Origin of the sequence: Sinomonas humi (assembly GCF_000802235.1) — a bacterium.
Taxonomy (GTDB): domain Bacteria; phylum Actinomycetota; class Actinomycetes; order Actinomycetales; family Micrococcaceae; genus Sinomonas; species Sinomonas humi.
Genome location: NZ_JTDL01000077.1, coordinates 1 through 22,795 on the forward strand (window position 1 = coordinate 1; position 22,795 = coordinate 22,795).

The 22,795-nt window shown below is 68.2% G+C and carries 28 protein-coding genes; 19 read left to right on the forward strand and 9 right to left on the reverse strand.

What is annotated here, in order from left to right:
* Window positions 1-537, reverse strand: a 537-nt coding sequence (locus LK10_RS22995) for a hypothetical protein (protein WP_043120591.1), incomplete at its 3' end; no start/stop codon positions are given.
* 161 nt (window positions 538-698) lie between these two features.
* On the opposite strand from LK10_RS22995, the gene LK10_RS04735 reads away from it, so the two are divergent.
* Entirely contained in the window at window positions 699-977 is a 279-nt protein-coding gene (locus tag LK10_RS04735) for a hypothetical protein (protein WP_043120593.1), read from the forward strand.
* Window positions 978-1,013: 36 nt separating this feature from the next.
* Here the strand turns inward: LK10_RS04735 and LK10_RS22815 are convergent, their stop codons facing one another.
* Complete coding sequence (locus LK10_RS22815) at window positions 1,014-1,811, reverse strand: TetR/AcrR family transcriptional regulator (RefSeq protein WP_156144038.1); 798 nt, start codon at window positions 1,809-1,811, stop codon at window positions 1,014-1,016.
* 129 nt (window positions 1,812-1,940) lie between these two features.
* Here LK10_RS22815 and LK10_RS04745 point away from each other — a divergent pair, with 129 nt between their 5' ends.
* The 6 genes from LK10_RS04745 to LK10_RS04770 all read left to right on the forward strand — a co-directional run bounded on the left by LK10_RS04745 (window position 1,941) and on the right by LK10_RS04770 (window position 4,385).
* On the forward strand, window positions 1,941-2,129 hold the full coding sequence (locus LK10_RS04745; RefSeq protein ID WP_043120594.1) for a hypothetical protein: 189 nt from the start codon (window positions 1,941-1,943) through the stop codon (window positions 2,127-2,129).
* Window positions 2,130-2,155: 26 nt separating this feature from the next.
* Window positions 2,156-2,398 (forward strand): hypothetical protein, encoded by a 243-nt coding sequence (locus LK10_RS04750; protein WP_043120596.1) that lies wholly within the window; start codon window positions 2,156-2,158, stop codon window positions 2,396-2,398.
* Window positions 2,399-2,666: 268 nt separating this feature from the next.
* Window positions 2,667-3,068: a gas vesicle protein GvpJ gene (gene gvpJ, locus LK10_RS23110; protein WP_081998280.1), complete on the forward strand. Its 402-nt coding sequence runs from the start codon at window positions 2,667-2,669 to the stop codon at window positions 3,066-3,068.
* 34 nt (window positions 3,069-3,102) lie between these two features.
* Window positions 3,103-3,663 carry a hypothetical protein gene (locus LK10_RS04760; RefSeq protein WP_043120598.1) on the forward strand — a complete coding sequence of 187 codons (561 nt, stop codon included), beginning with the start codon at window positions 3,103-3,105 and terminating at the stop codon, window positions 3,661-3,663.
* A gap of 84 nt (window positions 3,664-3,747) precedes the next feature.
* Window positions 3,748-3,984 (forward strand): hypothetical protein, encoded by a 237-nt coding sequence (locus tag LK10_RS04765; RefSeq protein WP_043120601.1) that lies wholly within the window; start codon window positions 3,748-3,750, stop codon window positions 3,982-3,984.
* A 35-nt stretch (window positions 3,985-4,019) separates the two neighbouring features.
* The gene (locus LK10_RS04770; protein ID WP_043120603.1) at window positions 4,020-4,385 is read left to right on the forward strand and encodes a hypothetical protein; all 366 of its coding nucleotides are present in this window, start codon (window positions 4,020-4,022) and stop codon (window positions 4,383-4,385) included.
* A 287-nt stretch (window positions 4,386-4,672) separates the two neighbouring features.
* Here LK10_RS04770 and LK10_RS04775 read toward each other — a convergent pair whose 3' ends face one another.
* The 3 genes from LK10_RS04775 to LK10_RS04785 all read right to left on the reverse strand — a co-directional run bounded on the left by LK10_RS04775 (window position 4,673) and on the right by LK10_RS04785 (window position 6,983).
* The gene (locus LK10_RS04775) at window positions 4,673-5,230 is read right to left on the reverse strand and encodes a hypothetical protein (RefSeq protein ID WP_043120605.1); all 558 of its coding nucleotides are present in this window, start codon (window positions 5,228-5,230) and stop codon (window positions 4,673-4,675) included.
* A gap of 99 nt (window positions 5,231-5,329) precedes the next feature.
* The gene (locus LK10_RS04780) at window positions 5,330-6,418 is read right to left on the reverse strand and encodes a S53 family peptidase (protein ID WP_197061853.1); all 1,089 of its coding nucleotides are present in this window, start codon (window positions 6,416-6,418) and stop codon (window positions 5,330-5,332) included.
* 361 nt (window positions 6,419-6,779) lie between these two features.
* Window positions 6,780-6,983, reverse strand: coding sequence for a cold-shock protein (locus tag LK10_RS04785; RefSeq protein WP_043120608.1), 204 nt, complete (start codon window positions 6,981-6,983; stop codon window positions 6,780-6,782).
* 133 nt (window positions 6,984-7,116) lie between these two features.
* On the opposite strand from LK10_RS04785, the gene LK10_RS04790 reads away from it, so the two are divergent.
* The 5 genes from LK10_RS04790 to LK10_RS04810 all read left to right on the forward strand — a co-directional run bounded on the left by LK10_RS04790 (window position 7,117) and on the right by LK10_RS04810 (window position 12,939).
* On the forward strand, window positions 7,117-8,139 hold the full coding sequence (locus LK10_RS04790) for a PHP domain-containing protein (RefSeq protein ID WP_043120609.1): 1,023 nt from the start codon (window positions 7,117-7,119) through the stop codon (window positions 8,137-8,139).
* 109 nt (window positions 8,140-8,248) lie between these two features.
* Entirely contained in the window at window positions 8,249-10,435 is a 2,187-nt protein-coding gene (locus LK10_RS04795; protein ID WP_043120610.1) for a transglycosylase domain-containing protein, read from the forward strand.
* Between the two features lie 15 nt (window positions 10,436-10,450).
* Complete coding sequence (locus LK10_RS04800; RefSeq protein ID WP_043120611.1) at window positions 10,451-11,395, forward strand: alpha/beta fold hydrolase; 945 nt, start codon at window positions 10,451-10,453, stop codon at window positions 11,393-11,395.
* A 75-nt stretch (window positions 11,396-11,470) separates the two neighbouring features.
* Window positions 11,471-12,292, forward strand: a complete 822-nt coding sequence (locus LK10_RS04805; protein WP_081998282.1) for a class I SAM-dependent methyltransferase — start codon at window positions 11,471-11,473, stop codon at window positions 12,290-12,292.
* 86 nt (window positions 12,293-12,378) lie between these two features.
* The gene (locus tag LK10_RS04810; protein ID WP_043120613.1) at window positions 12,379-12,939 is read left to right on the forward strand and encodes a hypothetical protein; all 561 of its coding nucleotides are present in this window, start codon (window positions 12,379-12,381) and stop codon (window positions 12,937-12,939) included.
* Between the two features lie 26 nt (window positions 12,940-12,965).
* Here LK10_RS04810 and LK10_RS21740 read toward each other — a convergent pair whose 3' ends face one another.
* Window positions 12,966-13,109 carry a hypothetical protein gene (locus LK10_RS21740; RefSeq protein WP_156144039.1) on the reverse strand — a complete coding sequence of 48 codons (144 nt, stop codon included), beginning with the start codon at window positions 13,107-13,109 and terminating at the stop codon, window positions 12,966-12,968.
* A 213-nt stretch (window positions 13,110-13,322) separates the two neighbouring features.
* Here LK10_RS21740 and LK10_RS04815 point away from each other — a divergent pair, with 213 nt between their 5' ends.
* Together LK10_RS04815 and LK10_RS04820 are read left to right on the forward strand one after the other, a co-directional pair.
* Window positions 13,323-14,294, forward strand: coding sequence for an alcohol dehydrogenase catalytic domain-containing protein (locus LK10_RS04815; protein WP_043120615.1), 972 nt, complete (start codon window positions 13,323-13,325; stop codon window positions 14,292-14,294).
* Window positions 14,295-14,326: 32 nt separating this feature from the next.
* Complete coding sequence (locus tag LK10_RS04820) at window positions 14,327-15,313, forward strand: aldo/keto reductase (RefSeq protein ID WP_043120618.1); 987 nt, start codon at window positions 14,327-14,329, stop codon at window positions 15,311-15,313.
* 77 nt (window positions 15,314-15,390) lie between these two features.
* On the opposite strand, the gene LK10_RS04825 is transcribed toward LK10_RS04820, so the two are convergent.
* From LK10_RS04825 to LK10_RS04835, 3 genes are all read right to left on the reverse strand, one after another.
* Window positions 15,391-15,723 carry a hypothetical protein gene (locus LK10_RS04825; RefSeq protein ID WP_043120619.1) on the reverse strand — a complete coding sequence of 111 codons (333 nt, stop codon included), beginning with the start codon at window positions 15,721-15,723 and terminating at the stop codon, window positions 15,391-15,393.
* Between the two features lie 94 nt (window positions 15,724-15,817).
* On the reverse strand, window positions 15,818-16,510 hold the full coding sequence (locus LK10_RS04830) for a phosphonatase-like hydrolase (RefSeq protein ID WP_043120620.1): 693 nt from the start codon (window positions 16,508-16,510) through the stop codon (window positions 15,818-15,820).
* The gene (locus LK10_RS04835) at window positions 16,507-17,262 is read right to left on the reverse strand and encodes a GntR family transcriptional regulator (protein WP_043120621.1); all 756 of its coding nucleotides are present in this window, start codon (window positions 17,260-17,262) and stop codon (window positions 16,507-16,509) included. The genes LK10_RS04830 and LK10_RS04835 overlap by 4 nt, the downstream gene beginning before the upstream one ends.
* Before the next feature lie 164 nt (window positions 17,263-17,426).
* On the opposite strand from LK10_RS04835, the gene LK10_RS04840 reads away from it, so the two are divergent.
* The 5 genes from LK10_RS04840 (at window position 17,427) to LK10_RS04860 (ending at window position 22,784) form a co-directional block, all read left to right on the forward strand.
* The gene (locus LK10_RS04840) at window positions 17,427-18,575 is read left to right on the forward strand and encodes a TIGR03364 family FAD-dependent oxidoreductase (protein WP_231567602.1); all 1,149 of its coding nucleotides are present in this window, start codon (window positions 17,427-17,429) and stop codon (window positions 18,573-18,575) included.
* A gap of 69 nt (window positions 18,576-18,644) precedes the next feature.
* The gene (locus LK10_RS04845) at window positions 18,645-19,718 is read left to right on the forward strand and encodes a 2-aminoethylphosphonate ABC transporter substrate-binding protein (protein WP_081998284.1); all 1,074 of its coding nucleotides are present in this window, start codon (window positions 18,645-18,647) and stop codon (window positions 19,716-19,718) included.
* A 48-nt stretch (window positions 19,719-19,766) separates the two neighbouring features.
* A complete protein-coding gene (locus LK10_RS04850) occupies window positions 19,767-21,056 on the forward strand; it encodes an ABC transporter ATP-binding protein (protein WP_081998285.1) in 1,290 nt (429 codons plus the stop codon).
* The gene (locus LK10_RS04855) at window positions 21,053-22,000 is read left to right on the forward strand and encodes a 2-aminoethylphosphonate ABC transporter permease subunit (RefSeq protein ID WP_231567604.1); all 948 of its coding nucleotides are present in this window, start codon (window positions 21,053-21,055) and stop codon (window positions 21,998-22,000) included. The genes LK10_RS04850 and LK10_RS04855 overlap by 4 nt, the downstream gene beginning before the upstream one ends.
* The gene (locus tag LK10_RS04860; RefSeq protein WP_043120623.1) at window positions 21,987-22,784 is read left to right on the forward strand and encodes an ABC transporter permease; all 798 of its coding nucleotides are present in this window, start codon (window positions 21,987-21,989) and stop codon (window positions 22,782-22,784) included. The genes LK10_RS04855 and LK10_RS04860 overlap by 14 nt, the downstream gene beginning before the upstream one ends.
* Window positions 22,785-22,795: the final 11 nt, after the last annotated feature.

The window sequence follows — 22,795 nt, forward strand, 5'->3', positions numbered from 1 at the left end:
GAGGTGTGCCGGGACGTGCATGCCGTCGACCCGTCGCTCCCCTGCGTGATGCTCACAAGCTACGACGACGACCAGTCGCTTCGCGGCGCGATCCTCGCCACTCACGAGCAGAGCGAAGTAGCGCCCCAGCTGCTCCTCACGGGAGAGCGCCTGCAGATGTGCCCCGGCGTGCTCGAAGAAGGCCTCGGCCATGACGAGACCCGCAGCAGTGCGGTTGCGCAGCGCCGTCAGGAACACGTCGACGCGGCGGAACAGATCGGGCACGAAGAGGAGCACGACGGCGAAGAGCGCCGCTGCGATGACGCTGATCCTATTCGTCACGACGACATAGGCGAGCGCGAGGCCGATGGCGACGACGAGGACGCGGCTGGCAACGTTGAGGACCTTGGCGAGGGTGCGGTGCGACTTCACGCGCTCGAGCACGGCGTGGTCGGCAGCGAGAGCCAGACGCTGCCCCGACCCGATGATCGTTTCGCGTACCAAACGCGTGCCGTCCGGAAGGAGCACACCCTGCGCTCCGAAAAGTTGGCGTGTCATGTGTCCCCTTGAGTTGCAGCCACGTGTGAGTCGACTACGATTCTCCCACGCCCCATCGCTCACTGGGCAACCGTCTTCGCCGTCCGAAATGTAAGTGATCTTCCTCACAGCGCCACCGGCATGTCACATTCTGTCCATCTCGGCTGTGTAGCCTGTCGGTCGTGCCTCACGATTGGTTGCTTGAACTCCGCAGGCGCATCGACATCCAGAGGGCCCTGTGCCCGGAAGATGAGCGCGCTCAGACCGACTACCACCTCGTGAGGGCCAATCATTCTCCGTGCCAGACCGTAGGCGCCGGCCTCTGCTTCTGCAGCCGCCCGTGGCCCTGCGCCTGGGTGGAGAGCGCCGCCACCCGCTACGGCGTCGAGGTGTACGGAGATTACAGCCATCTGGGGCCGGGTGCGGGCGCGCTGCCGCGGAAGGCCGCCTCGGCCGCTTAGGCCTGCCTGTGCACCGCGGCTCCTGCGCCGACCGCCTCAGTTTGCGTCAGCTGAGCTCAGTGTCGCTTTGGACCTTGCGAGTCGGGTACGCCTCGTGAGCCGATGCTCCGCCTCGGACGCCGCCTCCGCGTGCGGAAAAGGGGCGAGATGCTGCCCTTCGTCAGCCAGCTGGCTTTCCTGACTGGGCTGGCTTTCCTGACTGGGCTGGCCTTCCTGACTGGGCTGGCCTTCCTGACTCCGCTGGCGTTGACGGTGGTGATCAATGAGCAGGCTCGCCATGAGGCGGGCGCGTTCCGCGGCGCGAGTGTCGCCCTCCGTGTCCGCCACCATGGCACCTTTGATCAGGATGTGGCACGACCACGCAAAGCCCTCGGGGTCGTCGAGTCCCGCGGCCGCGGCAATTGACGCCAACTGCTCCCGCGTCCGGGTGAGGTATTCGATGCTGGCACGGCCCAAGGGATGATCCGGGCCCATCTCGATCATGACGTGGAGGAACGCGCTAGCTTCCGCCCTTCCGCGTTGGAACCAGTCGTCCAGCACGCCGAACACCGCGAGCAGGGGTTCGTCATGGCTCTCGCCGCTCTTCGTCGCTGCGTCAACGGCCGCGCTCCGCGCCGTAAACCAGCGGTCCAAGTACGCCAAGACGAGCGCGTCCTTCGAAGGGAAATGTCGATAGAAGGTGGCCTTGGCAACCCCCGACCGGGTGATGATCTCGTCTACGCCGACGTCACGGATCCCGCGCCGGGCGAAGAGCTCATACGAAGTGTCCAGAATCCTTTCACGCGCACCCGCCTTTCGGCCGGTGGCCGCGCGAGTCTCATCCCGAGCGTCCATGAGAGCCATCGTAGCGCAAGACTGGACAGACAGGTCTGTCTACATGTAGAAAGTTCTTCACAGACAGACCGTTCTGTCTCAGGGAGGGCCGGCAAGGCGCCGGACCCCGTCGGCAAGTAGGAGGACGCAGTGATTCAGCTGATTGACCGGGTGGTACTCGGCCCGTCCGCTTCGACCACCGCGGAGCGCGCGGAAGAGCTCCGGGGAGAGCGCATGGGCGAGGCAGACGAGCTGCGCGAAGTGGCGCGGCTCGCGTTGGAGATGGCCGTTCGTCGCTACCGGGAGAACTCCGCAACCTCGCCGAGGGCCTGCGCATGAGGCAAGACCTGGGTCCGAAGGAGGACATGAGACGCGCACTCGCTGGAGACCGCAAGGTCATCGTCGACGGGCACAACGCCGAACTGCACTGTTACCTGGTTGCAGCGGGGGTACAGTCCGCGCGGGTTGTGTGGACGACGGCATCAGGCCGCCGGCGGCAGCGCATCGTCCAGCTCGCTCAGGTCCGGCTTCCGGATCCCGCGAAGCCGTGGGAGGGCGTCGAGATCTCTCCGGACCGGATTCCCTTCGCCTCCCCCGCACGGCTCTGAGCCCAGCGCATTTTCCCAAACGAAGATCTCCCCAGCCAAGATCTCCCAGCCAACTCGTAGGCCGGACTCCAAGGAGCGGAGCGGCCGCGGGGCCAGGCTCAGGCGTGGAGGGCATCGCGGATGGCGAAGTACCCGTCGCATTCTCGAATCGGGAAGGTCGGCTTAGGCCGCCATCGTGCGAATCACCCGTTGGCGGGATACTGGCAGGCAGCAGAGTTCGAGCGGGCAGCAGCGACCACCGCGTGCTCCTCAAGGAAGCGGGCTGACCATGAACGAGGTGGCAGAGCCAGCCGGAGCGGCGCGTCGATCCGAACCGTCTCAGCGGTCAGGCGGCTATCTCGACCGGCCGCACTCGAGTTCGCTCGCCGACGTGCTCAACGTCATCCTGGACAAGGGCCTCGTCATTGACGCCTACGTGCAGCTCTCCCTGCTCGGGATCGACGTCCTCACAGTCGACGCGCGCTTCGTCGTGGCAAGCGTCGACACGTATCTGCGCTATGCCGAGGCCACCAACAGGCTCGACCTCGCCAAGCAGACCGAGGGCAACGGTGCTCCCGAGCTCGCCGTAAAGGCCATCGACAGCACGGCAGAGAAGGTCGCACACGGGATAGCCAAGAAGAAGACCGAAGACTTTGTCGAAAACGTCAAAGACTTCTTCACGCCGGGCTAGAGGTTTCTGCGTCGCGCCAGCATAGGATCGCCCCGTGGACACGACACCTCCGCAGCTGGACGCAATGACGCTCCTCAAGCACATCGAGCAGACGCCCGCGCTCGTCGCCGTCGGCATGACCGCCCCGGTCCTCGAACGCGTGGTGCAGCACCCCGAGCCCGATCGTTTCGCCGTCCTCCTCGCGAGCCCGAACGACGGCGCGCGGCACGTTGTAGAAGTCCAGCTCGGCGAGGCGGACGAAGACCAGGTGCTGCGCGCTCTCGCGCACTGGGCGGTCGAACGGCAGCGGCTCCCCGGGCTCGAACACCACGCGGCCATCGTCGCGGAGTGCATTCCACCGCATGTCGCCCGCGCCGTGGCCCTCGCCCGGCGCATCGCCCCCATTGAAGCGCTCGAGCTTGAAGTCGAGCAGCGGGAAGGGACGCTCGCGCTGCAGGTGGAGCCCGTCGACCCGCCCGCGGGGGCCGACCCGGAGGCCGAGCTCGCGAGCGCACTTCGCCTTCGTGGTTTTCTCGAATCGCTCGATCCCGCCGACCCGCTCTCCGCGAGGCTCACGGGTCCGCGCCCGACCCGGTTGGGGTGGCGAGAGGACTGAACCGGCTCGCCCAGCCCCGCTTGGCAGCGCCGCCGGGCGGGTAACCCACGGGGACGTGAAGAGCCCAAGTGGAAGGAGAGCGTCATGATCGAGCGCGGCAGCAACAAGCACGGCCCGCAGCTGGACGACGAGATGAAGCACGAGGACCAGGGCACGATCCGCAGCGGTCGGCCGGGGCACGTCGAGGACTTCCGCCAGACGGAGCCGTTCCCGGACGACACGGACAGCCCGGAGACTCGTGCCGCTATGGAGCACGGGGCCGCGGGCGGTAGCGGAGCTGAGCCTGAGGAGGACGAGGGTCAGCTCGGCACGCCGGAATGATGTGACTGCTCCTCCGACACGGGTAAGGGGCGGTCATGGACCCCCTGCTGGCAGAGCACATCTACGAGGAGATCCTTGTGCGGCTGCGAGCCGCCAAACGCAGCGGGTCGCTGCGCTCGTCCGTTGAGGCCGAAGTGTGGGAGCCGGCCGCCGAGAGCCACCGGCCCTCCAGCGCCCGCGTCGGTGACCCTTGCGAGGGCTGCGGCCAACCTTGGCCGTGTCCAGTTGTGAGGGACCTCCTCAGGTCCGGGGTGGTCGCACCGCTCGAGGAGATGGCCGCAGCCATCCCGCCTCCCGTGAGAGCGGCCGCCTCGGACCCGTCGGAGCATCTCGTCCCGCGCAGTCGTTGGCTTTCGCGGCGGCGCCGGCGCCAGCCGCGGCGCTTCCCGCCTGCTATGTAGAACGCCTGCAGTTTAGAACGCCTGCTGTTTAGAAGCAGCCGACACCGAGGCGCACACAGCCAAGGAAAAGCCTTCCCAAAGCCCACAGACACGCGGGCCGAGGACAGTGGAACTTGGAACCACTGGACTCAGGGAGGCAGGAATGATCAGCTACCGGCCCATCGCCCCACTGGCGGTCGACGACGGCGGCGTGAGGTCCGCGTTGAAGGCCATGGCCTGGACGGCGCTGCTCGGCGCCCCGGCTGAGCGCAGCGCAAGCCCGCAGCCCATCCGAGAGGCGCAGCCCATCAGAGAGGCGCGGGAACCGAAGCCTTGCGGATTGCTGCGAGCCGCTCGTCGGTCGTCAGGACGTCCGCGAACGGCGTCGCACTCCGCAGCTGAGCGCCCTGTTCGCCGGGAGCAAGCATCGAGTCGATGAGGGACTCGGTATCCCCTTCGAGCAGCCGCCCCCACTCCGAGAACTGGGCGGCCTCCCGCGTAGCCTGCCCCCCGTCGTCGCCCGCGCGCAGCTCCTCGAGACGAACCCGGGCGGCGGTGACCACAGGCGCTGGATCGTCACGCAGCCTGTCCACCACCGCCCGGTGGAGTTCCCACGCCACCCGATCGTCATGGTTCGCGAGCACGGGCCGCCTGCCCCGTGCCTGCTCAATATCGTCCTGCGCTGTCAGGACGCTGCAGCCGAGGATCTGGGCGATCTCGCCCAGTGGCACCCCTGCCGCGTAGAGGCCGAAGATCGACTCGCAGCGGTCCCCCTCGGGAACGGACGTGCCTTCGCCCGCGAGCAGGGGGTCCTCAGGCGAGGCGACGACCTGTTCCACCAGAGAGGCAATGAAGGGCTGCAGCATGGTGGTCCGCTACCCAGCTTCGGCAAAGCCACGCGCAACTGCTCGAGGCTTGTAGAACTACGCGCTTGTAGAACCACGCGCTTCTAGAACTACACCCTTCTAGAAAGCGCCAGTCCCGTTCGGGCTGCCAAGACCGGTCGGACCGTCCCACCCGGCGCGGGCTGTGCACCACTGAGTGGTCGTGCAGGTGCCGTTGCTGCCGGAAGTTACGTCGAAGAGCGACGCCGTGTGAGCGTACGGGATGCTGTTCGCGTAGGTCCCGCTCGTCTTGGACCCGGTGTTGCCGGACAACGCGTACACGGAGGCGATGATGGGCGAGGCCTCGCTCGTTCCACCGAACTGGCCCCACGAGGATGCCGTGCTCGAGGTCGGGTAGAGGACCGCGAGGCCGCCGTTGTTCGGGTCGGCGACGGCCGCGACGTCATTCATCGCCCGCTTCGCGCAGCCGGTTCCAACTGTGGCAGCAGCAGCGAGCGCAGTGTTGTACGACGAACAGCCCGAGCCGGTTCCGCTCCAGACACTCTCCGACCAACCGCGCGCCGTCGAGGACTTCACGAGCGAAGTGCCGCCGACGGCGGTCACGTAGCTCGACGTCGCGGGGTAGGCCGCGCCCTGGTAGCCGTTGTCTCCCGCGCTTGCGGTGACCGCGATGCCCGGGAAGTTGTAGTACTTCCCGTAAGTCGCATCGGCGGCATCAGAGCCGCCGTAGCTGTTCGAGATGGCGACGACGCCGGGCTGCTTCGCTGCCGTCTGCTCGGCGGTGCCGAGATCGGTGAACGAGGTCGACGACGCCTGGACGACGACGATCTTGCAGTCCGGGCAAGCCGCCGAGACGGCGTCGACGTCGAGCGCTTGCTCCTGGGCCCAACCGAGGTTGAAGGCCGGCGGAGTGGTGCCGCCCGACTCGTTGAGGATGCGGAGACAGCCCGTGCTGACAGTGCACGAGGGCAGGCCGAACTGCTTGCGGTAGTTCGCGAGGTCGTTCGCGAGGTTCGGGTAGCCGTAGGCGTCCACAATCGCGACCGTGCGGCCGCCCGAGGAGGCCCCGGTGAGCTTGTACGCGCTCTGGAGCTGCGCGGGCGTGAGCGCGGTGGCGGGCGGCGCCGTCGTCGTGAGCGGATGGCCCTTCACATCGGTGACGATGCGGGCCGTGCACGCTGCCTGCCCCGCGGCGGGGAGCGAACACACCTTGGCGGAGTGTTCGAGAGCCTGTGCTGATGGTGCCGCCGTGGCGGCGCTGGCGCCGGTGAAGAGCCCGGCTGCGACAAGCAGCGCGAGTCCGACGGCGGAGAGCAGTTTCCTGATGGGTAACGCCCCCTTCGGGTCGAGAATCCGGAAGCTCGCACTGCTGCACGCTTCCCTTCATCGACGCTAAGGGGACGTTGGGCGGCGTCGGCCGCAATTTCGCAGAAGCTGTGGAAAGCCTTGCACAGAGCTCAGCCGCGCCAAGAGCAAGGCAGCTCCGGGCACGGAAATCAGCCACGGAAATCGGGCACGGAAAAGGAGGGATTCCCCCGCGGGGGTCCCTCCTTTTCCTAGCTCTCTCTCGTCAGAGAGGGCGAATGCTCTGCGCCTGCGGGCCCTTCTGGCCCTGGCCGACTTCGTACTCGACCTTCTGGCCTTCTTCGAGGTTCTTGAAGCCGCGGCCTTCGATCTGCGTGTAGTGGGCGAACAGATCCGCCGAGCCGTCATCGGGGGCGATGAAGCCGTAGCCCTTCTCGCTGTTGAACCACTTGACGGTGCCTGTAGCCATGGTGCTGCCTTTCCCGGGCAGCGCCGTGGCCGCTCATGCGGCCGGATCCCACGCCGTCCTAGACGTAAGCCTAATGTGGGGCTGCGGCAGTGCCAAACGATCAAGTCACCCGCGTGGCGGGCAATATGGGCACATGGATCCAGTCGATGCCCTGAATGAGATCGCCTTCTGGCTCGAGCGGGAGCTCGCGCCGAGCTTCAAGGTCAAGGCGTTCCGCAACGCGGCCGCCGCAATTTCGCCGCTGACGGACGACGACGTAGCGGCCCGAGCGCACGACGGTCGCCTCCGGCGGATGAAAGGGATCGGGGACCGCACCTTCGAGGTGATCGTCCAGGCCACCGAGGGCACGGTACCCGATTACCTCCAAGCGCTCCGGGAGCGGGCCAAGCAGCCGTTGGACGCTGGGGGCGGGGAACTGCACGCGCTCCTCAAGGGAGACCTGCACAGCCACAGCGACTGGTCGGACGGGGGCTCCCCCATCGAGACCATGGCCCAAGCAGCTCGCCTCCTCGGCCGGGAGTACCTCGGGCTGACGGACCACTCGCCGAACCTCACGATCGCCAACGGCCTGAGCTCGGAGCGCCTCTCGCAGCAACTCGACCTCGTGGACGCCTTCAACGCCGGTGGGGACGGCAGCTTCCGCCTGCTCGCCGGCATCGAGGTGGACATCCTCGAGAACGGGACACTCGATCAGGAACCCGAGATGCTCAACCGCCTCGACGTCGTCGTGGCGAGCGTCCACTCGAAGCTCCGCTCGGAGAGCCGGGTCATGACCCGGCGGATGCTCGGGGGCATTGAGGATCCGCACACCGACGTGCTCGGCCACTGCACGGGACGGCTCGTCACCGGCTCGCGAGGGAGCCGGCCCGAGTCCGAATTCGACGCCGCACGCGTCTTCGCCGCGTGCGCCGAGAACGGGGTCGCGGTGGAGATCAATTCCCGCCCCGAGCGGCAGGACCCGCCCGACGATCTCATCCAGCGGGCGCTGGATGCCGGCTGCCTCTTCAGCATCGACAGTGACGCGCACGCCCCCGGCCAGCTCGACTTCCTGCAGTACGGTGCGGCACGTGCCGCCGCGAACGGGGTTCCCGCGGATCGGATCGTGACGACATGGCCGCTCGAGCGCCTGCTCGAGTGGACCGGGCGACGCCGGTGAGCCCGCCGCAGGCCGGCCCTGGCTCCCACGCCGGCGCAACAAATCCGCCTTCAGATTGTGATATTTGCGCGCCCCTCGGCTGCCGAGGCCCGCTCCTATAATCCGTGCCATGGGCTTTGCCTCGAGCACGGCCAAAGGGTTGGGGAAGCTGCTCGCGTTCCTCCTCATCAGCGCGGTCTGCGGGGTGATTGCGGCGGGCCTCATGGCCCCCGCCGCTGCGGTCACGTGGGCAGCAGCAAACGGCTCGGTCCAGTTCTTCGACAGCCTCCCGAGCCAGCTCACTGTGACGCCTCCGGATCAGGTGACGAAGATCCTCGCGGCCGACGGCTCCCCCATCGCAACGCTCTTCGATGAGAACCGGACCTCGGTGCCTCTCGACCAGATGTCCCCCGACATCAAGAACGCCATCGTGGCTGTGGAGGACTACCGGTTCTACGAGCACGGCGGAATCGACACGACAGGGATCATCCGTGCCCTCATAGCCAACTTCCGCGGCGACCGACAGGGGGCCTCGACCCTCACACAGCAGTACGTATCGAATGTGCTCAAGGAGGACGTGATCGCCCAAGGCGCGAACGCCGACGTCGTCCTCAATGGCCAGAAGACCATCGGGGACAAACTGCGCGAAATGAAGCTCGCGATCGCACTTGAGCAGAAGTACACGAAGGATCAGATCCTCCAGGGCTACCTGAACCTCGTGTTCTTCAATAACAACGCATACGGCATCGAGGCCGCGAGCGAGTATTTCTTCTCGGTCCACGCCAAAGACCTCTCGCTCCCTCAGGCGGCGCTCCTTGCCGGCCTCGTGAACGGGCCCTCCGTGTACGACCCGAGAGTGCATCCGGACAACGCCATCAGCCGCCGGAACCTCGTGCTCGACGCGATGCTCGAGCACGGCTACATCAGCCAGAGACAGCACGACGACGCCGTCAAGGCGCCGCTTCAGCTCAAGCTGAATCCACCGAAGCAGGGCTGCGCGTACGCGTCCCAGGCACAGTACTTCTGCGACTACGTGCTGCACGAGGTCCTCAACGACCCGGCCTACGGCGCGACCCAGGCCGACCGGCTCCAGACGGTCATGCGCTCTGGCCTCACCATCACGACGACGCTCGATCCTCGCCTGCAGGGGCCCGCTCAGGCACAGGTCGACGCGACGGCGGGCGCCAACCCGGACAAGTGGGGAACCTCGATCGTCACGGTCCAGCCGGGGACCGGCCGGATCCTGTCCATGGCCCAGAACACGCGGATGCTCCCGGGCCAAGGCCTAAACTTCGTCACGAGCTACAACTTCAACGTCGACAAGACCGATGCGCACGGGAACGATCTCGGCGGCGCGGGCGGGATGCAGCCCGGGTCCTCGATGAAGCCGATCACGCTTGCCGCGTGGCTCACCGAAGGCAAGACGACGAACACCTTCGTCGACGCGTCCCGCCGCGTGTACCCGCTCAACTACCCGTGGCGGGATACGTGCACCAAGGTCACGGGAGCGTACGACGACGCCACCGTCAGCCTCGGCACGGCGCCCGACCTGCAGAACGACGAGCCCGGGTGGTACGAGCCGATGTCTGTCCGCGAAGGCGTCTACCAGTCGATCAACACCGCGCTGTTCGCAACCGCCGCCGGCCTCAACGACTTCTGCGACATCCAGCGCGCGGCGGATGCGCTGGGCATGGAAGACGGCGCGGGGCACGGCACGATGATCGACATGTCGACCCTCGGCGACCTGCTCGGCGGCATGAACGTGGCACCGCTGACGATGGCGAACGCGTACGCGACGTTCGCGAGCGACGGCACGTACTGCGTGCCGATCTCGATCACGAGCGTGACGAACAGCCAGGGCAAGAAGATCGGCGGACAAGCGCAGACGTGCCACCCGAACGCCCTCAGGCCGGACGTGGCAGAGGCCGTCACCAACGTCCTCCAGGACGTCCTCACGAAGGGCTCCGGCTACAACATCAAGGACAACGCGGGGCACACGATCTACCTCGGCGTGCCGGATGCGGCGAAGACGGGCACCGACCAGTACAACAGCGAGACCTGGCTCATCGGCTACACGCGAGGCCTCTCCACCGCGTCGTACTTCGGAGAAGCCCTCGGCAATCCTGCAGACCACCCGGGAGTCAACGTGACGGTCAACGGCAGGTTCTGGCCCGCGATCGACGGCGCGTACATCGCGGGACCGCAGTGGGCGTACTACATGCAGAAGGTGCTCGGCTTCTACGACCACGGGCCCTTCGATCCCCCACCGCCGAGCCTCATCGGCCCACCCGCCCCGGACGTGCCGCAGGGCCACTGACGGTACGTTTGCCTCATGACTGAAGCAGCGGTGAACTACCGGACTTGGGACATCGACGTGCGCGGAGGCTTGCTACGAGTCGGCGAATGGGACGCGAACGACGACGGCGCGCGTCCCGACGCGGGCGAGGTGCCTCTTGTTCTCGCGGTCCACGGGATCACCGCTTCGCACCTCGCGTGGGCTCCCCTGGCCAAGGAGCTGCGCGGCGTTCGCCTCGTCGCCCCGGACCTGCGCGGGCGCGGACGGAGCAGCGAGCTTCCCGGCCCGTGGGGCATGGGCCAGCATGCCGAGGATCTTGCTGAGGTGCTCAGGGCGGCAGGCGCCGACGAAAGCCGGCCCGCCGTCGTCGTCGGCCATTCCATGGGAGCCTTCGCCTCCCTCGTCTTCGCGGACCGCTACCCGGAGCTGGTTGCCCGCCTCCTCTTGGTCGACGGCGGCGTGCCGCTCGAGATCCCCGCCGGCCTGACCTCCCAGCAGGCCCTCGCCGCGGTCCTCGGACCGGCCGCCGAGCGGCTCCGCATGGAGTTTCCTTCGCGGGAGGCCTACCTCGACTACTGGCGGCCCCACCCCGCGCTCGGCCCGCTTTGGTCGCCCGAACTGGAGGCCTACCTGCTCTACGACCTCGAAGGGGATGCTCCGCGCCTGCGGCCGGCAACGAGCCTCGACGCGGTCGCGGGTGACAACCGCGACCTCTTCGGCAGTGCCGACGTCTTTGACGCCCTGGCCCGGCTCCCCCGCCCGACCACGCTGCTGCGGGCCGAGCGGGGCATGCTCAACCAGGTGCCGCCGCTCTATTCGGATGAGGCCCTCCAGCGGGCCGTGGCGCGTTTCCCCGAGGTGCGGGTCCACGACGTCCCCGATACGAACCACTACAGCATCGTGATGGATCAGCCGGGGGCTGCAGCCGTGGCCGCCGTGGTGCACGGGCTGGTCGCAGAGGCGGGGCAGGAAGCGCCGTAAGCCTATAACGGATTGCTCTGCCGGAGGCCACTCTCTGGCCAGCTGCGTAAGGGTGAGGGGCGCACACTGGTTCGCATGAGTGACGACTCGCCTGAGGTCAAAGCCGAACCGCATCGGCACCGGGAGATCGCCGAATCCTTCGGCTCCGACCCCGCACGCTATGTTCGCTCACGGCCGCCGTACCCCGAGGCGCTGATCCGGCGCGTCATCGCCTCGTGCCCCGGCAACGCCCTGCTCGACGTCGGGTGCGGCACCGGCATCGAGGCCCGGCAGTTCCAGGCCGCCGGCTGCACGGTCCTCGGCATCGAGCCCGACGCGCGGATGGCGGCGTTCGCGCGGGAGCACGGGGTCGACGTAGAAGTTGCGAAGTTCGAAGGCTGGGAGCCCGCTGGGCGGCAGTTCGACGCCGTCGTGGCCGGGACGGCATGGCACTGGGTCGATCCGATCGCCGGAGCGGCCAAAGCCGCCGAAGTCCTGCGGCCGGCGGGCTTGATCGCCCCTTTCCACCACGTCTTCCAGTACCCACCCGACGTCCTGAGAGCGCTCTCGGAAGCCTTCCTCGAAGTTGTCCCGGATTCCCCGTTCAATCTGGCAAATCTCGGCTCGAAGCCAGCGGTGGAGGCATACCAGCCGCTCTTCGACAAGATCGCAAACGGCATCCGCGCAGCGCACGGCTTCACGGAGCCGGAGCAATGGCTGTACGAGTGGGAACGGACGTATTCGAAGGACGAATGGCTGGACCAGCTCCCCACGCACGGAAACCTCACCCAGCTGCCGCCCCAGAAGCTCGCGACGGTCTTGGACCGCGTCGGGACAGCCATCGACAAGCTGGGCGGTAGGCTCACGATGCCCTATGCGACGGTCGCGGTGACTGCGAGGCGAATCGTCGGCGAGTAACGGCACGACGACGCCCGGCTCGCCGAGTATGCTCGGCTCGTGGGGGCGCAGGAGGTGCTCCGGCGAGCCGAGAAGGAGCATTCCGCATGAGCGAGCAACCCGGCCCTCGTCCATGGCCGCCCCAGCCCGGCGCTGGGAGTTCCCCAGAGTCGGCGGGGACGGGATCCTCATTCGCGGCTCCACCTCGGCTCTCTCCCGAGGACGCGGAGACTTCCCGACGCTGGCGCCTCGTCCTGGGGATCACCTCGCTCGTCCTCGCACTCGCCTGCGGCTTCTACGCCTTCACGAATACAGTCGCTGTCGTGAGCGCGACGAGAGCGATTGAGGCCAATGGGGGCTTCGTGCCCCAGAGCGCTATGGCTATGGCCGTCGCGATCATTGTGACGTTCGGCGTGCTGGCTCTCGGCTACGCGGGGATCGGCATCTGGAACATCGTTGCCCGTGGGTCCGAGTCCGTCTCACCCCTGATCGCGGCGCTCGTGGTCTCCGGGATCGCCGTCGTCCTCACTGTGCTGTACATGATCAGCACGGCCTCGATCGGTCTTCAGGCGGTCGGCCTCGCGCTCAATGCGCTCATCATCGCGCGGGCAGTGGGGCTTCTCCGGATGAAGAAGGCGCCGCGGGGAACTGTTCCCCGCGGCGCCTGAAATCCCCGCAATCCGGCGAGCCGTTCCTATCCGGTAACGACGATCTCCTCGTTGTCGAAGAGGCCGTCTTCCTCGTCCCAAGCCTTTTCCTCTGGCCCCTCGCGGAAGTCATCCGAAGGGTCTTCTCGATTCAGACGGCGGACCGTGTTCCGGCGGTCGACACTGACCATGGTCACTCCTTACCTTTGCAGGGTTTGGAAACCGGCCGCTGGCACGGCCGTGTCTTTCAGGAGACCACGGGGCTTCGCGATGGGTCAACATCTCACCAAGCGCATATCGCCGCTGCCGACGAGACCCTTGCGTAAACGGTAAATGCACCTATACCTTTCAAATAGGCATCCAAATAGGCATTGCCCGCACCTCGGTCTCGGAGGAGCAGCGAATTGACCGTCACAAAGAGCACGCCGGAAGGCTCCCAGCTCATCAGCCATCTCACCGCCGTCAGCCGTGGCCACGTCCGGCTGGACCACGCTCCCCGGCTCCCGCTGGCCCCGGGCCATGTCAGGGTGCGTGTGGCCTATGTGGGCATCTGCCACTCCGACACCGCGATGGTCAGGGAGGGCCAAGGCCCGTTTCCGGCGCGCCTCGGACACGAGGTCTCAGGCATCATCAGCGAAAGCGAAGATCCGAAGCTGCCCCAAGGAACCCGGGTCGCCGCCTACATCAGCGACGGGTATGCCACCGAAGTCCAGGTGCCGTCGGAACGGATCATCCCGCTCCACCCCGGATGTTCCCTGGCGGACGCAGCCCTCTCGGAGCCTTTGGCCTGTGCCATCGGAGGCGTCGAGATGCTCGACCTGGCAGGCACACCTCATGCCGTCCTTGTGGGGGCCGGCTTCATGGGCCTGCTCGCTCTTCGTCTCATGGTGTGCCGCGGACTCCCGGTCACCGTCGTCGAACCTCGGAAGCGCACCCGCGACCTCGCCATCAGCTGGGGTGCGGAAGCAGCCCTTGCTCCCGAAGAGATCCCTGAGAGCATGCTCGCCGACAATCCGCTTGTCGTTGAGGCCACGGGCTCCCCCGGCGGACTGGAGCTGGCCACCAGCCTCGCCGGGATCGCGGGGACCCTCGGAATCCTGGGCTACCACCAATCGGGCAGGGGCCTCCGGACGGTCGACATGGAGGCCTGGAACTACCGGGCCCTTCGCGTCCTGAGCCTTCACCACCGCAGCACGGGGGACGTCATGCGCTGGATGGACCGAGCCCAGCGGCTCAGCGCCAACCGCGTCGTCGTTCCGTCAGAACTCGTGGACCGGCACGTCCCGTTGAGCGAACTTCCCGAACTGTTCATGAACGGCGAAAAGAGGGACACGGTCAAGAGCCTCCTCGACCTCACTTCGGGCGTTCCGGAGTGAGGAGCGAGCCGAAGAGCCTATAGTCGGTGAGCATGGAAGAGCGTGTGCTGGGGCGGACCGGCCGTGAGGTGTCCGCGATTGGTCTTGGAACATGGCAATTGGGGTCGGATTGGGGGGATGTCGGCAAGGCGGAGGCCATGCAGGTCCTCGACGGCGCCGCCGAGTCGGGAGTGACGTTCTTCGACACCGCCGACGTCTACGGTGACGGCAGAAGCGAGCAGACGATCGGCGAGTGGCTCAAGGCCAACCCCGATGCCGGCGTCATGGTGGCGACCAAGATGGGCCGCCGAGTCCCACAGGTTCCGGAGAACTACACTCTGGAGAACTTCCGCGGGTGGCTCGACAGGTCGCGCGGCAATCTCGGCCGCGACACCCTCGATCTGGTCCAGCTCCACTGTCCGCCGACTCCCGTCTACTCGGATGACCGCGTCTTCGACGCACTCGACCAGCTTGTAGACGAGGGCGTGATGCGCAGCTACGGCGTCAGTGTCGAGACTGCGGACGAAGCCCTGACCGCGATTGCGCGGCCGAACGTTGCTTCGGTCCAGATCATCTTCAACCCGTTCCGGCTCAAGCCGCAGGAGAAGGTCTTCCCGGCTGCCCTGACTGCCGGTGTGGGCATCGTGGTGCGCGTGCCGCTGGCCTCGGGCCTGCTCAGCGGCAAGTACAGCCGCGACACGAAGTTCTCGGAACACGATCACCGCAACTACAACCGCGACGGCTCTGCCTTCGACGTGGGCGAGACGTTCTCCGGGGTCGACTTCGAGCGCGGCCTCGACGCGGTTGCCGAGTTCCAGGAACTCGTCCCCGAGGGTGTCACGACAGCGCAGGCCGCTCTGGCTTGGATCATCTCCCAGCCCGGTGTGACGACGGTGATTCCGGGAGCGAGGAACGCCGGCCAGGCAAAGGCGAACGCGGCTGCCGCCGACGCCACCGGCAAGCTGGGCCCGGATTTCGACGGCGGAGTGCGGCGCATCTACGAGAAGTACTTCCGGGAGTCCGTGCATCCGCGCTGGTAACGCCCTGCGGACGACGACGAAGGCGACTGCCGCCTCAGGAGGTGCCCTTCGTCGTCGTCCGCTTGAGCGCTTCCCGGCTACCGCTGCGAGACGGTGGTATTAGCCTCGAGGAACGTCAGGACTAGCTCGCTGACGACGGCGCGCTGGCGGGGCGTGAGCCTCTCCGCACCCTCGGGCAGGACGAATGGATCCGGTTCGTCCTCGATCGCGCCCGCGAGCTCGTCGAGTTCACTGCCGCTGAGGCCCATGGCCGCAGCGAGACTTCTCCGGGAACCCCCGATCGGGGCCTCTTCCCCCGAGACAATCGCCAAGACCTGATTGGTGGACAGTCTCGCCTCGTTCGCCAACGCGCTGACGGAACTGAATCCCGCCGATCGAATCGCTGTTGCCCACCGCTCCGGAATCTCCACTCGGCTCCTCCCGCCTGACACCCAGCCAACTCTAGGCTCCCCTTGGGCGATCCAGCTCGAAGGCGGAATTTTCGGCCGTGCTGATGGCGTCGCGTCAGGCGCGGGCTACCCCGAGCGCGGGGACATCCGCGACGCTTTCGAGAACGACGACGCCGGGCTGGCCCTCGATCTGCTCTCGTGTGAGCTTCCCCGTGAGCACGCCGACGGCGATGGCACCCGCATTGCGCGCTGCCTGCACGTCCACGAGCGTGTCCCCTGCCGCGAGAACGCGGCGCACGTCGACCACACCCGTCTTCTCCATCGCGCGGTGGATCATGTACGGCGCCGGCCGCCCGCTAGCGACCTCGGAGGTCGTCACGACCGCGTCGAGCGTGTGCGCCGCGCCTTCGCCGACGGTCCAGCCGAGGCTCTCGAGGAGGGGGGCCGCGACGTCGTCCGAGAAGCCCGTCGTGAGCGCGACCCTGATGCCGCGAGCGCGCAGCTCGGCGAGCGCCTCGACAACACCGGGGAAAGGCGTGGGCGGCTCTGCCGCGTAACGCTCGGCGAGGATCGCCCTGAAGCGTGCGAACGTCCCGGCGACTATGTCGAGGTCGTCTGCCCGCGGGTGGCCGCCGAGCCGGAGGAGCGCGCGGATCGCCTCGACCTTGTCCGTGCCCATCCACGTCTCGAGGTCTTCGGGGCGGACGTCGACGCCGTTCTCGCGGACGGCGTCCTCGAGCGCCCGGTAGACGTGGCCGTGGTCGTCGACGGTCGTGCCGGCGATGTCGAACGCTGCGAGCTGGATCATGCGGTCTCTCCAGGGGTCAGGACGCGGGCCAGCGAGGCCCGCTGCTTGAGGGTGTTGTGGATGACGAAGTTCGCGAGCTCGGGCCGGTACCGGTCTTCCGCGTACTCGAGGGGTTCGCCCTTCGAGCTCGACGTGACGCGGCGCTCGCGCAGGAGCGGTGACCCCTCGGGGATGCCGAGGAGCTCGGCGTCGGTCGCGTCGGCCGCCACGGCGTCGATGGTGTGGCGCGCGCTGTAGAGGTCGATGCCGTGCTCCATGAGGAAGCGGAAGGTCGAGCCCGAGTCCGTGTCGAAGCCGAAGAGCGGCTGGCCCGCCTCAAGCACGAAGTGCGAGCGCTCGACCATCGTGGGCTCGCCGTCGAGAAGGCGCAGACGCAGGAGCGAGACGACCGGCTCTTCCGGGGCGCGGCCGAGCTGGTCTGCCACGAACGGGGCGGCCGCGCGCTTGGCGATCTCGATGGTGCGCTGCCCGGGCTCCTTGCCGAGCCCGACGGCCCACTCCGTAAAGGAGAGGAAGGTCTCGACCGGCTGCGAGAGAGCGTCCCGGTGGACCACGGGCGCGCGGCCGCGGCCCCCCACGATGAGCTGCTCGGCTCGGAGCGCGGCGAGGGCCTGGCGCACCGGACCCCGGGACGTCTTGAACTCCTCGCACAGCGCCGCCTCGCTCGGCACCTGCGAGCCGTCCGGCCACACTCCTGTGGAGATCCGATGCCGGAATTCTTCGCGGAGCTGTTCATGGAGGGGCGGATTCATGGCTTGATTATACAAGTTCGCCTCCGCGCCCTGAATGGAGATGCGGTTATTTCCGTGAATTCTGGCTTAACGGATGTCATCACAGAGGAAATCAAAGTGAACTTGTATAGATAAGTACCGTCTGGGCTTGAGATCGGGCTCCCCCGCTCCCGAGAGTAGAGGCCATGAGCATCTCCTCCTCGTACGACCTCCTCGTGGTGGGTGCGGGCATCGTAGGCCTCGCACATGCCGCGGCCGCAGCAGAACGAGGCCTCCGCGTCCTCGTGATCGAGCGCGACGGACACGCCGCGGGTGCCTCCGTCCGGAACTTCGGCCACTGCTGCATCACGGCACAGTCGGGGGAGCTCCTGGACCTCGCCCGTGCAGCCCGGGAGCGCTGGCTCTCCCTGAGCTCGGCGGCGGAGTTCTGGTCGACGGCGGAGGGCGGCCTCGCCGTGGCCCGCAGCGCAGCGGAGGCTGGGGTGCTCGAGGAGCTAGCGGCCACACGGCCCGATGGAGGGGTGCGCCTCCTCGGTCCGGAGGAGACGCGCAAGCGGATCGGCGGGGGACTGGATCCCGCGGCCGTCGGCGGTGCCGTGCTCGAGGAGGACGTACGGGTAGACCCCCGTTCCGCCGTCGCCCGTCTTGCGGCATGGCTCGGGCGGCAGCCCCTCGTCGACGTCGGCTGGCGGACTGCGTACCTCGGCCCGGAGGACGACGGCGCTGCCCGCACCTCGCGCGGCATCGTCGCGGCCGCCCGCACGATCGTCTGCGCGGGCCACGACCTCGACTACCTCTTCCCGGGGGCCGCGGACGAGGCAGGCGTGCAGCGCTGCGGGCTCCAAATGGCGCTCGTCGATGCGCCCACGGCAGGCGGCTCCCCAGTCGAGATCGCTCCCGCCGTCCTGACCGGCACGTCGATGCTGCGCTACCCGGCGTTCGCGGACACCGCGGCCGCCGCGGAGCTCCGGACCGAGCTCGAAAGAACCCACCCCGAGCTCATCGGCATCGACGCGAACCTCATGCTCACGCAACGTCCCGACGGGACGCTCCTGATCGGCGATAGCCACGTCACGCTCGGCACCATGCCACCGTTCCTCGAGGAGGCCACGAGCACAACGCTCCTGGCGAGCGCCGCGCAGCTCCTGGGCGTCGAGCGGCTGACCGTCCGGCAGCGCTGGCAGGGGGTCTACGCCTCCGCCCCGCAGGCACCGTACCTCGTCGCGGACGTCGCGCCGGGCGTCACGGCGGTCTCCGTGACGTCCGGAATCGGCATGACCATCTCCCACGGACTCGCGCAGAAGGTGCTCGACGAGCTCCTGGCCGCGGCCTGAGGACACCCGCTCCCCCACCCCAACCACCACCTCCCACCCACCACCACCCCCCAGAAGGACCGATCCCCCATGAAGCACACCATGCGTTCTGCCTCTGCCCGAAGCGTCTCTGTCCTCGCCGCACTTGCCGCCGGGGCCCTCCTCCTCTCGGGCTGCGGCGGCACAGCAGCGGGAAGCCAGCCGTCCGGCGGTTCGACGGGCGACGCGCAGGTGACCGTCTACAGCGCCGACGGCCTCGCCGACTGGTACAAGCCGACGTTCGACGACTTCACGAAGTCCACGGGCATCAAGGTCAACTACGTGGAGTCCGGCTCAGGCGAGGTCGTTTCGAGGGCCGAGAAGGAGAAGTCCAACCCACAGGCCGATGTCCTCGTGACCCTCCCGCCTTTCATCCAGCAGGCTGACCAGAACGGCCTGCTTGCCCCGAGCGGAGTGGACACCTCCGCGATCGCGGCAACGGACAAGGCCGCGAACGGCCACTACGTCTCGCTCGTGGACAACTACTTCGCGATGATCCGCGGCACGGCGGCCTCCCCCAAGCCCGACACGTGGAAGGACCTCCTGAGCACGGACTACAAGGGCAAGATCCAGTACTCGACCCCAGGCCAGGCGGGTGACGGCACGGCCATGATGGTGCTGCTCGAGCAGGTCCTCGGCAAACAGGGCGCAATGGACTACTTCAAGTCGCTCCAGCCCAACAACGTGGGGCCGAGCTCCTCGACGGGCAAGCTCGGGCCCAAGGTCTCGAAGGGCGAGCTGTCGGTGGCGAACAGCGACGTCCAGATGGCCCTCCAGTCGATCAGCGCCGACAAGTCCGCGTACGAGGTCTTCTTCCCGAAGGGCGACGACGGCAAGCGCACCACGGTGTCCCTCCCCTACGACATCGGCCTCGCCTCCAACGCGCCGCACGCGGACAACGCCAAGAAGCTCATGGCCTACCTCCTCTCGAAGGAAGTCCAGTCCACCGTCTCCAGCAAGGCGTTCGGCATCCCCGTCCGCAACGACGTCACGCCGAGCGACGCGAACTACGCGGCGCTCAAGAAGGTGATGGACGGCGTCACGGTCGCCCAGCCCAACTGGGACTCGGTCCTGGGCAGTCTCAACAACGACCTCGCAGCGTACAACGCAGCAACTGGCCAGTGACCCGCCGCTTCGGTAACCAGCAAGACCTGCACCACTCAAGGAGCACCCATGCCTCTCGCAGCAGTCCGCTGCCCTGACGCCGGCGAGTTCGACGACGGCCGGCCGCCCGCCGTCGAACTCCGCGGCGTGAGCGTGCGCTACCCCGGAGCCTCAGCGGGGAGCCGTCCCGCGCTCGCCGACCTGTCGCTGCGCGTCGACCCCGGGGAAACCGTCGCCCTGCTCGGCCCTTCCGGCTCGGGCAAGTCGACGGCGCTCAAGGCCGTCGCGGGCTTCGAGCAGCCCTCCGAGGGCCGCGTGCTCCTCGCTGGCCGCGACGTGACCCGCCGGCCGCCCGCAGAGCGCGGGATCGGCGTCGTCGTCCAGCAGTACGCGCTCTTCCCGCACCTCCGGGTGGCGGACAACGTCGCCTATGGGCTGCGCGCGCGACGTCTTCCTCGCGCCCAAGTCCGCGCGCGCGTCGGGGAGATGCTCGAGATGGTCGGCATGGAGGAACACGCCCGCAAGCTGCCGCGCGAGCTCTCGGGCGGACAGCAGCAGCGGATCGCTATTGCGCGGGCGCTCGCCATCCGTCCGGACGTGCTGCTCCTCGACGAGCCGCTCTCAGCACTCGACGCCCGGATGCGCCAAGACATGGTCGAGGAGCTCGCCCGTCTGCGCCGCGAACTGCCCGACGTCGCGATGCTCTACGTGACGCACGACCAGTCGGAGGCCCTCGCGCTCGCCGACCGCATCGGCGTCATGCGCGACGGCCGCCTGGTGGACCTCGGCACAGCACACGAGCTTTACCACCGCCCGCGCCACGCGTTCACCGCATCCTTCCTTGGTGGTGCGAACCTCCTCGACGGGGTGCTCGAGGCGCCAGGCGCAGCGCGCGGAAGAACGACGCACGACGACGCGTCCTCGCCCGAGCTGACCGTGCGCCTCGACGCCGGCGGCTCGGTGAGCGCCCGCATCGGTGACCCCGCGTCCGATGCGGGCGCGAGCGGCGGGCGAGTGACGGTGGCCGTACGACCGCATGCGCTCCGAATGCTGCCAGCGGGCCGGGACGCGAACGAGGCTGCCGGAAGCGCCTCCGGCCTCCGTGGAACAGTCGTGTCCGTCCAGTGGCGTGGCACCGGGCACCGCCTCCGCGTCGCGCTCGGCGGGACGGACCGTGGCTCCGCGGGGCGTGCCGTGGCCGTGGATCTCGAGCCCTTCGCCGCAGTCCCCGCGGTGGGAGACGCCGTCGTGCTCGGAGTCGTGCGGGGGGAGGCCGTCATCGTGCCGCGCGACGAGACGATCGGCGGTCTGCGAGTCCCCGCCGCCCCCGTCCGCCCGGCAGCAGGGGCGACAGCGTGACCGCCGCGCCTGAGACGCCACGCGCCGCGACTATGCGCGCCCGGGCGCGCTGGGCCGTCGGCAGCCACGGTTCGGCCAGGGTTGCGGGGGCAGAGCGGCGCGACCGCCGCTCCCTGCGTACCCTCTTGTGGGCCGTCCCACCGCTCGCCGTTCTCACGGCGATCTTCCTCGTGCCGCTCGCGGAGACGGTGTGGCAGTCCGTCTCGACGACGTCCGGCGCGTTCGCCGGGTTCGGGACTTGGAGCCAGGCGCTCAGCTCAGCTGCCCTCGGGCGTGCCGTCGGAACGACACTCTGGATCGCGCTGCTCACGACGTGCGGATGCGTGCTCGTGGGGACGTTCCTCGCCGTCGGGCTGAGCTTCGTCCCATTCAGCGGGAGCCGCGTCGCGGTACGCCTGCTCGAGGCGGTCGTCTCGTTCCCATCGTTCATCATCCCGCTCGCGTTCGGCATCCTGTACGGGCGCGCGGGCGTCCTCAACTCTGCGCTCGCGGGGCTCCCCGGCTCGCCCCATGTCGACTTCGTGAACGACTTGCCGGGCGTCGTCTTCGCAGAGATCGCCTACTTCACACCGTTCGTCGTGCGGCCGCTGCTCGCCGTGTTCGGACAGATCCCGCGCGAGCTACTCGACGTATCCGGAAGCCTCGGCGCAGGCCCGCTCATGACGCTCCGACGCGTGATCCTGCCCGACGCACGGCCCGCCCTCGCGGCCTCCGCCGGGCTCGTGTTCCTGCTCGCGATGAACGAATTCGGCATCATCATGTTCACGGGCGCGAAGAACGTCGTGACCCTCCCCATGCTCGTCTACACGAAGAGCATCGTGACGTTCGACCTGCCCTCCGCTGCCGTCGTCGCGTGCGCGCAGCTTGCGCTCTCGCTCGCTGTCTACGGGCTCTATCGCGCCCTCGTCCGCCGACTCTCCGGAGGCTCCCGTGCTGCTGCATAGCCCCTCCACGCGCACTGCGGTCAAGGCCGCCCTCATCGCCGTGCTGGCGCTCCTGCTCGGGGTCCCGCTACTCGCCGTCGTGCTCGCGGCGTTCGCGGGGAGCTGGAACGGTGTGTGGCCCTCGGACCCGACGTTCGCCCACCTCGCCGATGCCCTCTCCGCGGACAACCTCGCGAGCATCTCGGTGAGCCTCCAGACCGCGTTCATCGCGAGCATCGTGGCGGTGGCCGTCGGCGCGTGGGCCGCGCTCGCCGCGCGTTCCGCTGGGGGCCGCGCCGCCAAGGCGATCGACGCCGCGTTCCACCTGCCCGCAGCGGTCCCATCCGTCGTCGTCGGCCTCGGGCTCCTCGCGGCGTTCAGCCGGCCGCCGCTCACGCTCAACGGCACGGCCACGATCGTCGTGATCGCCCAGACGACCCTCGTGCTCGCATTCTCGTACAGCACGGTGGCCGGAGCAGCTGAGGTCCTCGATCCCGCGCTCGAGCAGGTTGCGGGGAGCCTTGGCGCGGGCTCGCTGAGGGTCCTGCTCACGGTACGGCTTCCGCTGCTCCTGCCCTCGATCGGCGCCGCCCTCGGCCTCGCGTTCGCGCTCTGCATGGGCGAGCTCGGGGCCACCATCATGGTCTACCCCGCGAGCTGGCGCACTCTGCCCGTGAGCATCTTCGCGCTCGCCGACCGGGGGAGCCTCTTCCTCGCCGCCGCGGATACCCTCGTGCTCATCGCCAGCACGGTCGCTGTCCTTGCCCTTATCGCCCGGCTGCGTGGCCGGACGACGGTGCGGTAGCCTCGCGGGGC

What these genes read in the sequence shown, in the direction of transcription:
- LK10_RS22815 (WP_156144038.1), bottom strand. Translation starts at nt 1,811, where the DNA reads ATGGACGCTCGGGATGAGACTCGCGCGGCCACCGGCCGAAAGGCGGGT.
- LK10_RS04750 (WP_043120596.1), top strand. Translation starts at nt 2,156, where the DNA reads ATGAGACGCGCACTCGCTGGAGACCGCAAGGTCATCGTCGACGGGCAC.
- gvpJ (WP_081998280.1), top strand. Translation starts at nt 2,667, where the DNA reads ATGAACGAGGTGGCAGAGCCAGCCGGAGCGGCGCGTCGATCCGAACCG.
- LK10_RS04765 (WP_043120601.1), top strand. Translation starts at nt 3,748, where the DNA reads ATGATCGAGCGCGGCAGCAACAAGCACGGCCCGCAGCTGGACGACGAG.
- LK10_RS04770 (WP_043120603.1), top strand. Translation starts at nt 4,020, where the DNA reads ATGGACCCCCTGCTGGCAGAGCACATCTACGAGGAGATCCTTGTGCGG.
- LK10_RS04775 (WP_043120605.1), bottom strand. Translation starts at nt 5,230, where the DNA reads ATGCTGCAGCCCTTCATTGCCTCTCTGGTGGAACAGGTCGTCGCCTCG.
- LK10_RS04785 (WP_043120608.1), bottom strand. Translation starts at nt 6,983, where the DNA reads ATGGCTACAGGCACCGTCAAGTGGTTCAACAGCGAGAAGGGCTACGGC.
- LK10_RS04790 (WP_043120609.1), top strand. Translation starts at nt 7,117, where the DNA reads ATGGATCCAGTCGATGCCCTGAATGAGATCGCCTTCTGGCTCGAGCGG.
- LK10_RS04795 (WP_043120610.1), top strand. Translation starts at nt 8,249, where the DNA reads ATGGGCTTTGCCTCGAGCACGGCCAAAGGGTTGGGGAAGCTGCTCGCG.
- LK10_RS04800 (WP_043120611.1), top strand. Translation starts at nt 10,451, where the DNA reads ATGACTGAAGCAGCGGTGAACTACCGGACTTGGGACATCGACGTGCGC.
- LK10_RS04805 (WP_081998282.1), top strand. Translation starts at nt 11,471, where the DNA reads ATGAGTGACGACTCGCCTGAGGTCAAAGCCGAACCGCATCGGCACCGG.
- LK10_RS04810 (WP_043120613.1), top strand. Translation starts at nt 12,379, where the DNA reads ATGAGCGAGCAACCCGGCCCTCGTCCATGGCCGCCCCAGCCCGGCGCT.
- LK10_RS21740 (WP_156144039.1), bottom strand. Translation starts at nt 13,109, where the DNA reads ATGGTCAGTGTCGACCGCCGGAACACGGTCCGCCGTCTGAATCGAGAA.
- LK10_RS04820 (WP_043120618.1), top strand. Translation starts at nt 14,327, where the DNA reads ATGGAAGAGCGTGTGCTGGGGCGGACCGGCCGTGAGGTGTCCGCGATT.
- LK10_RS04830 (WP_043120620.1), bottom strand. Translation starts at nt 16,510, where the DNA reads ATGATCCAGCTCGCAGCGTTCGACATCGCCGGCACGACCGTCGACGAC.
- LK10_RS04835 (WP_043120621.1), bottom strand. Translation starts at nt 17,262, where the DNA reads ATGAATCCGCCCCTCCATGAACAGCTCCGCGAAGAATTCCGGCATCGG.
- LK10_RS04840 (WP_231567602.1), top strand. Translation starts at nt 17,427, where the DNA reads ATGAGCATCTCCTCCTCGTACGACCTCCTCGTGGTGGGTGCGGGCATC.
- LK10_RS04845 (WP_081998284.1), top strand. Translation starts at nt 18,645, where the DNA reads ATGAAGCACACCATGCGTTCTGCCTCTGCCCGAAGCGTCTCTGTCCTC.
- LK10_RS04850 (WP_081998285.1), top strand. Translation starts at nt 19,767, where the DNA reads ATGCCTCTCGCAGCAGTCCGCTGCCCTGACGCCGGCGAGTTCGACGAC.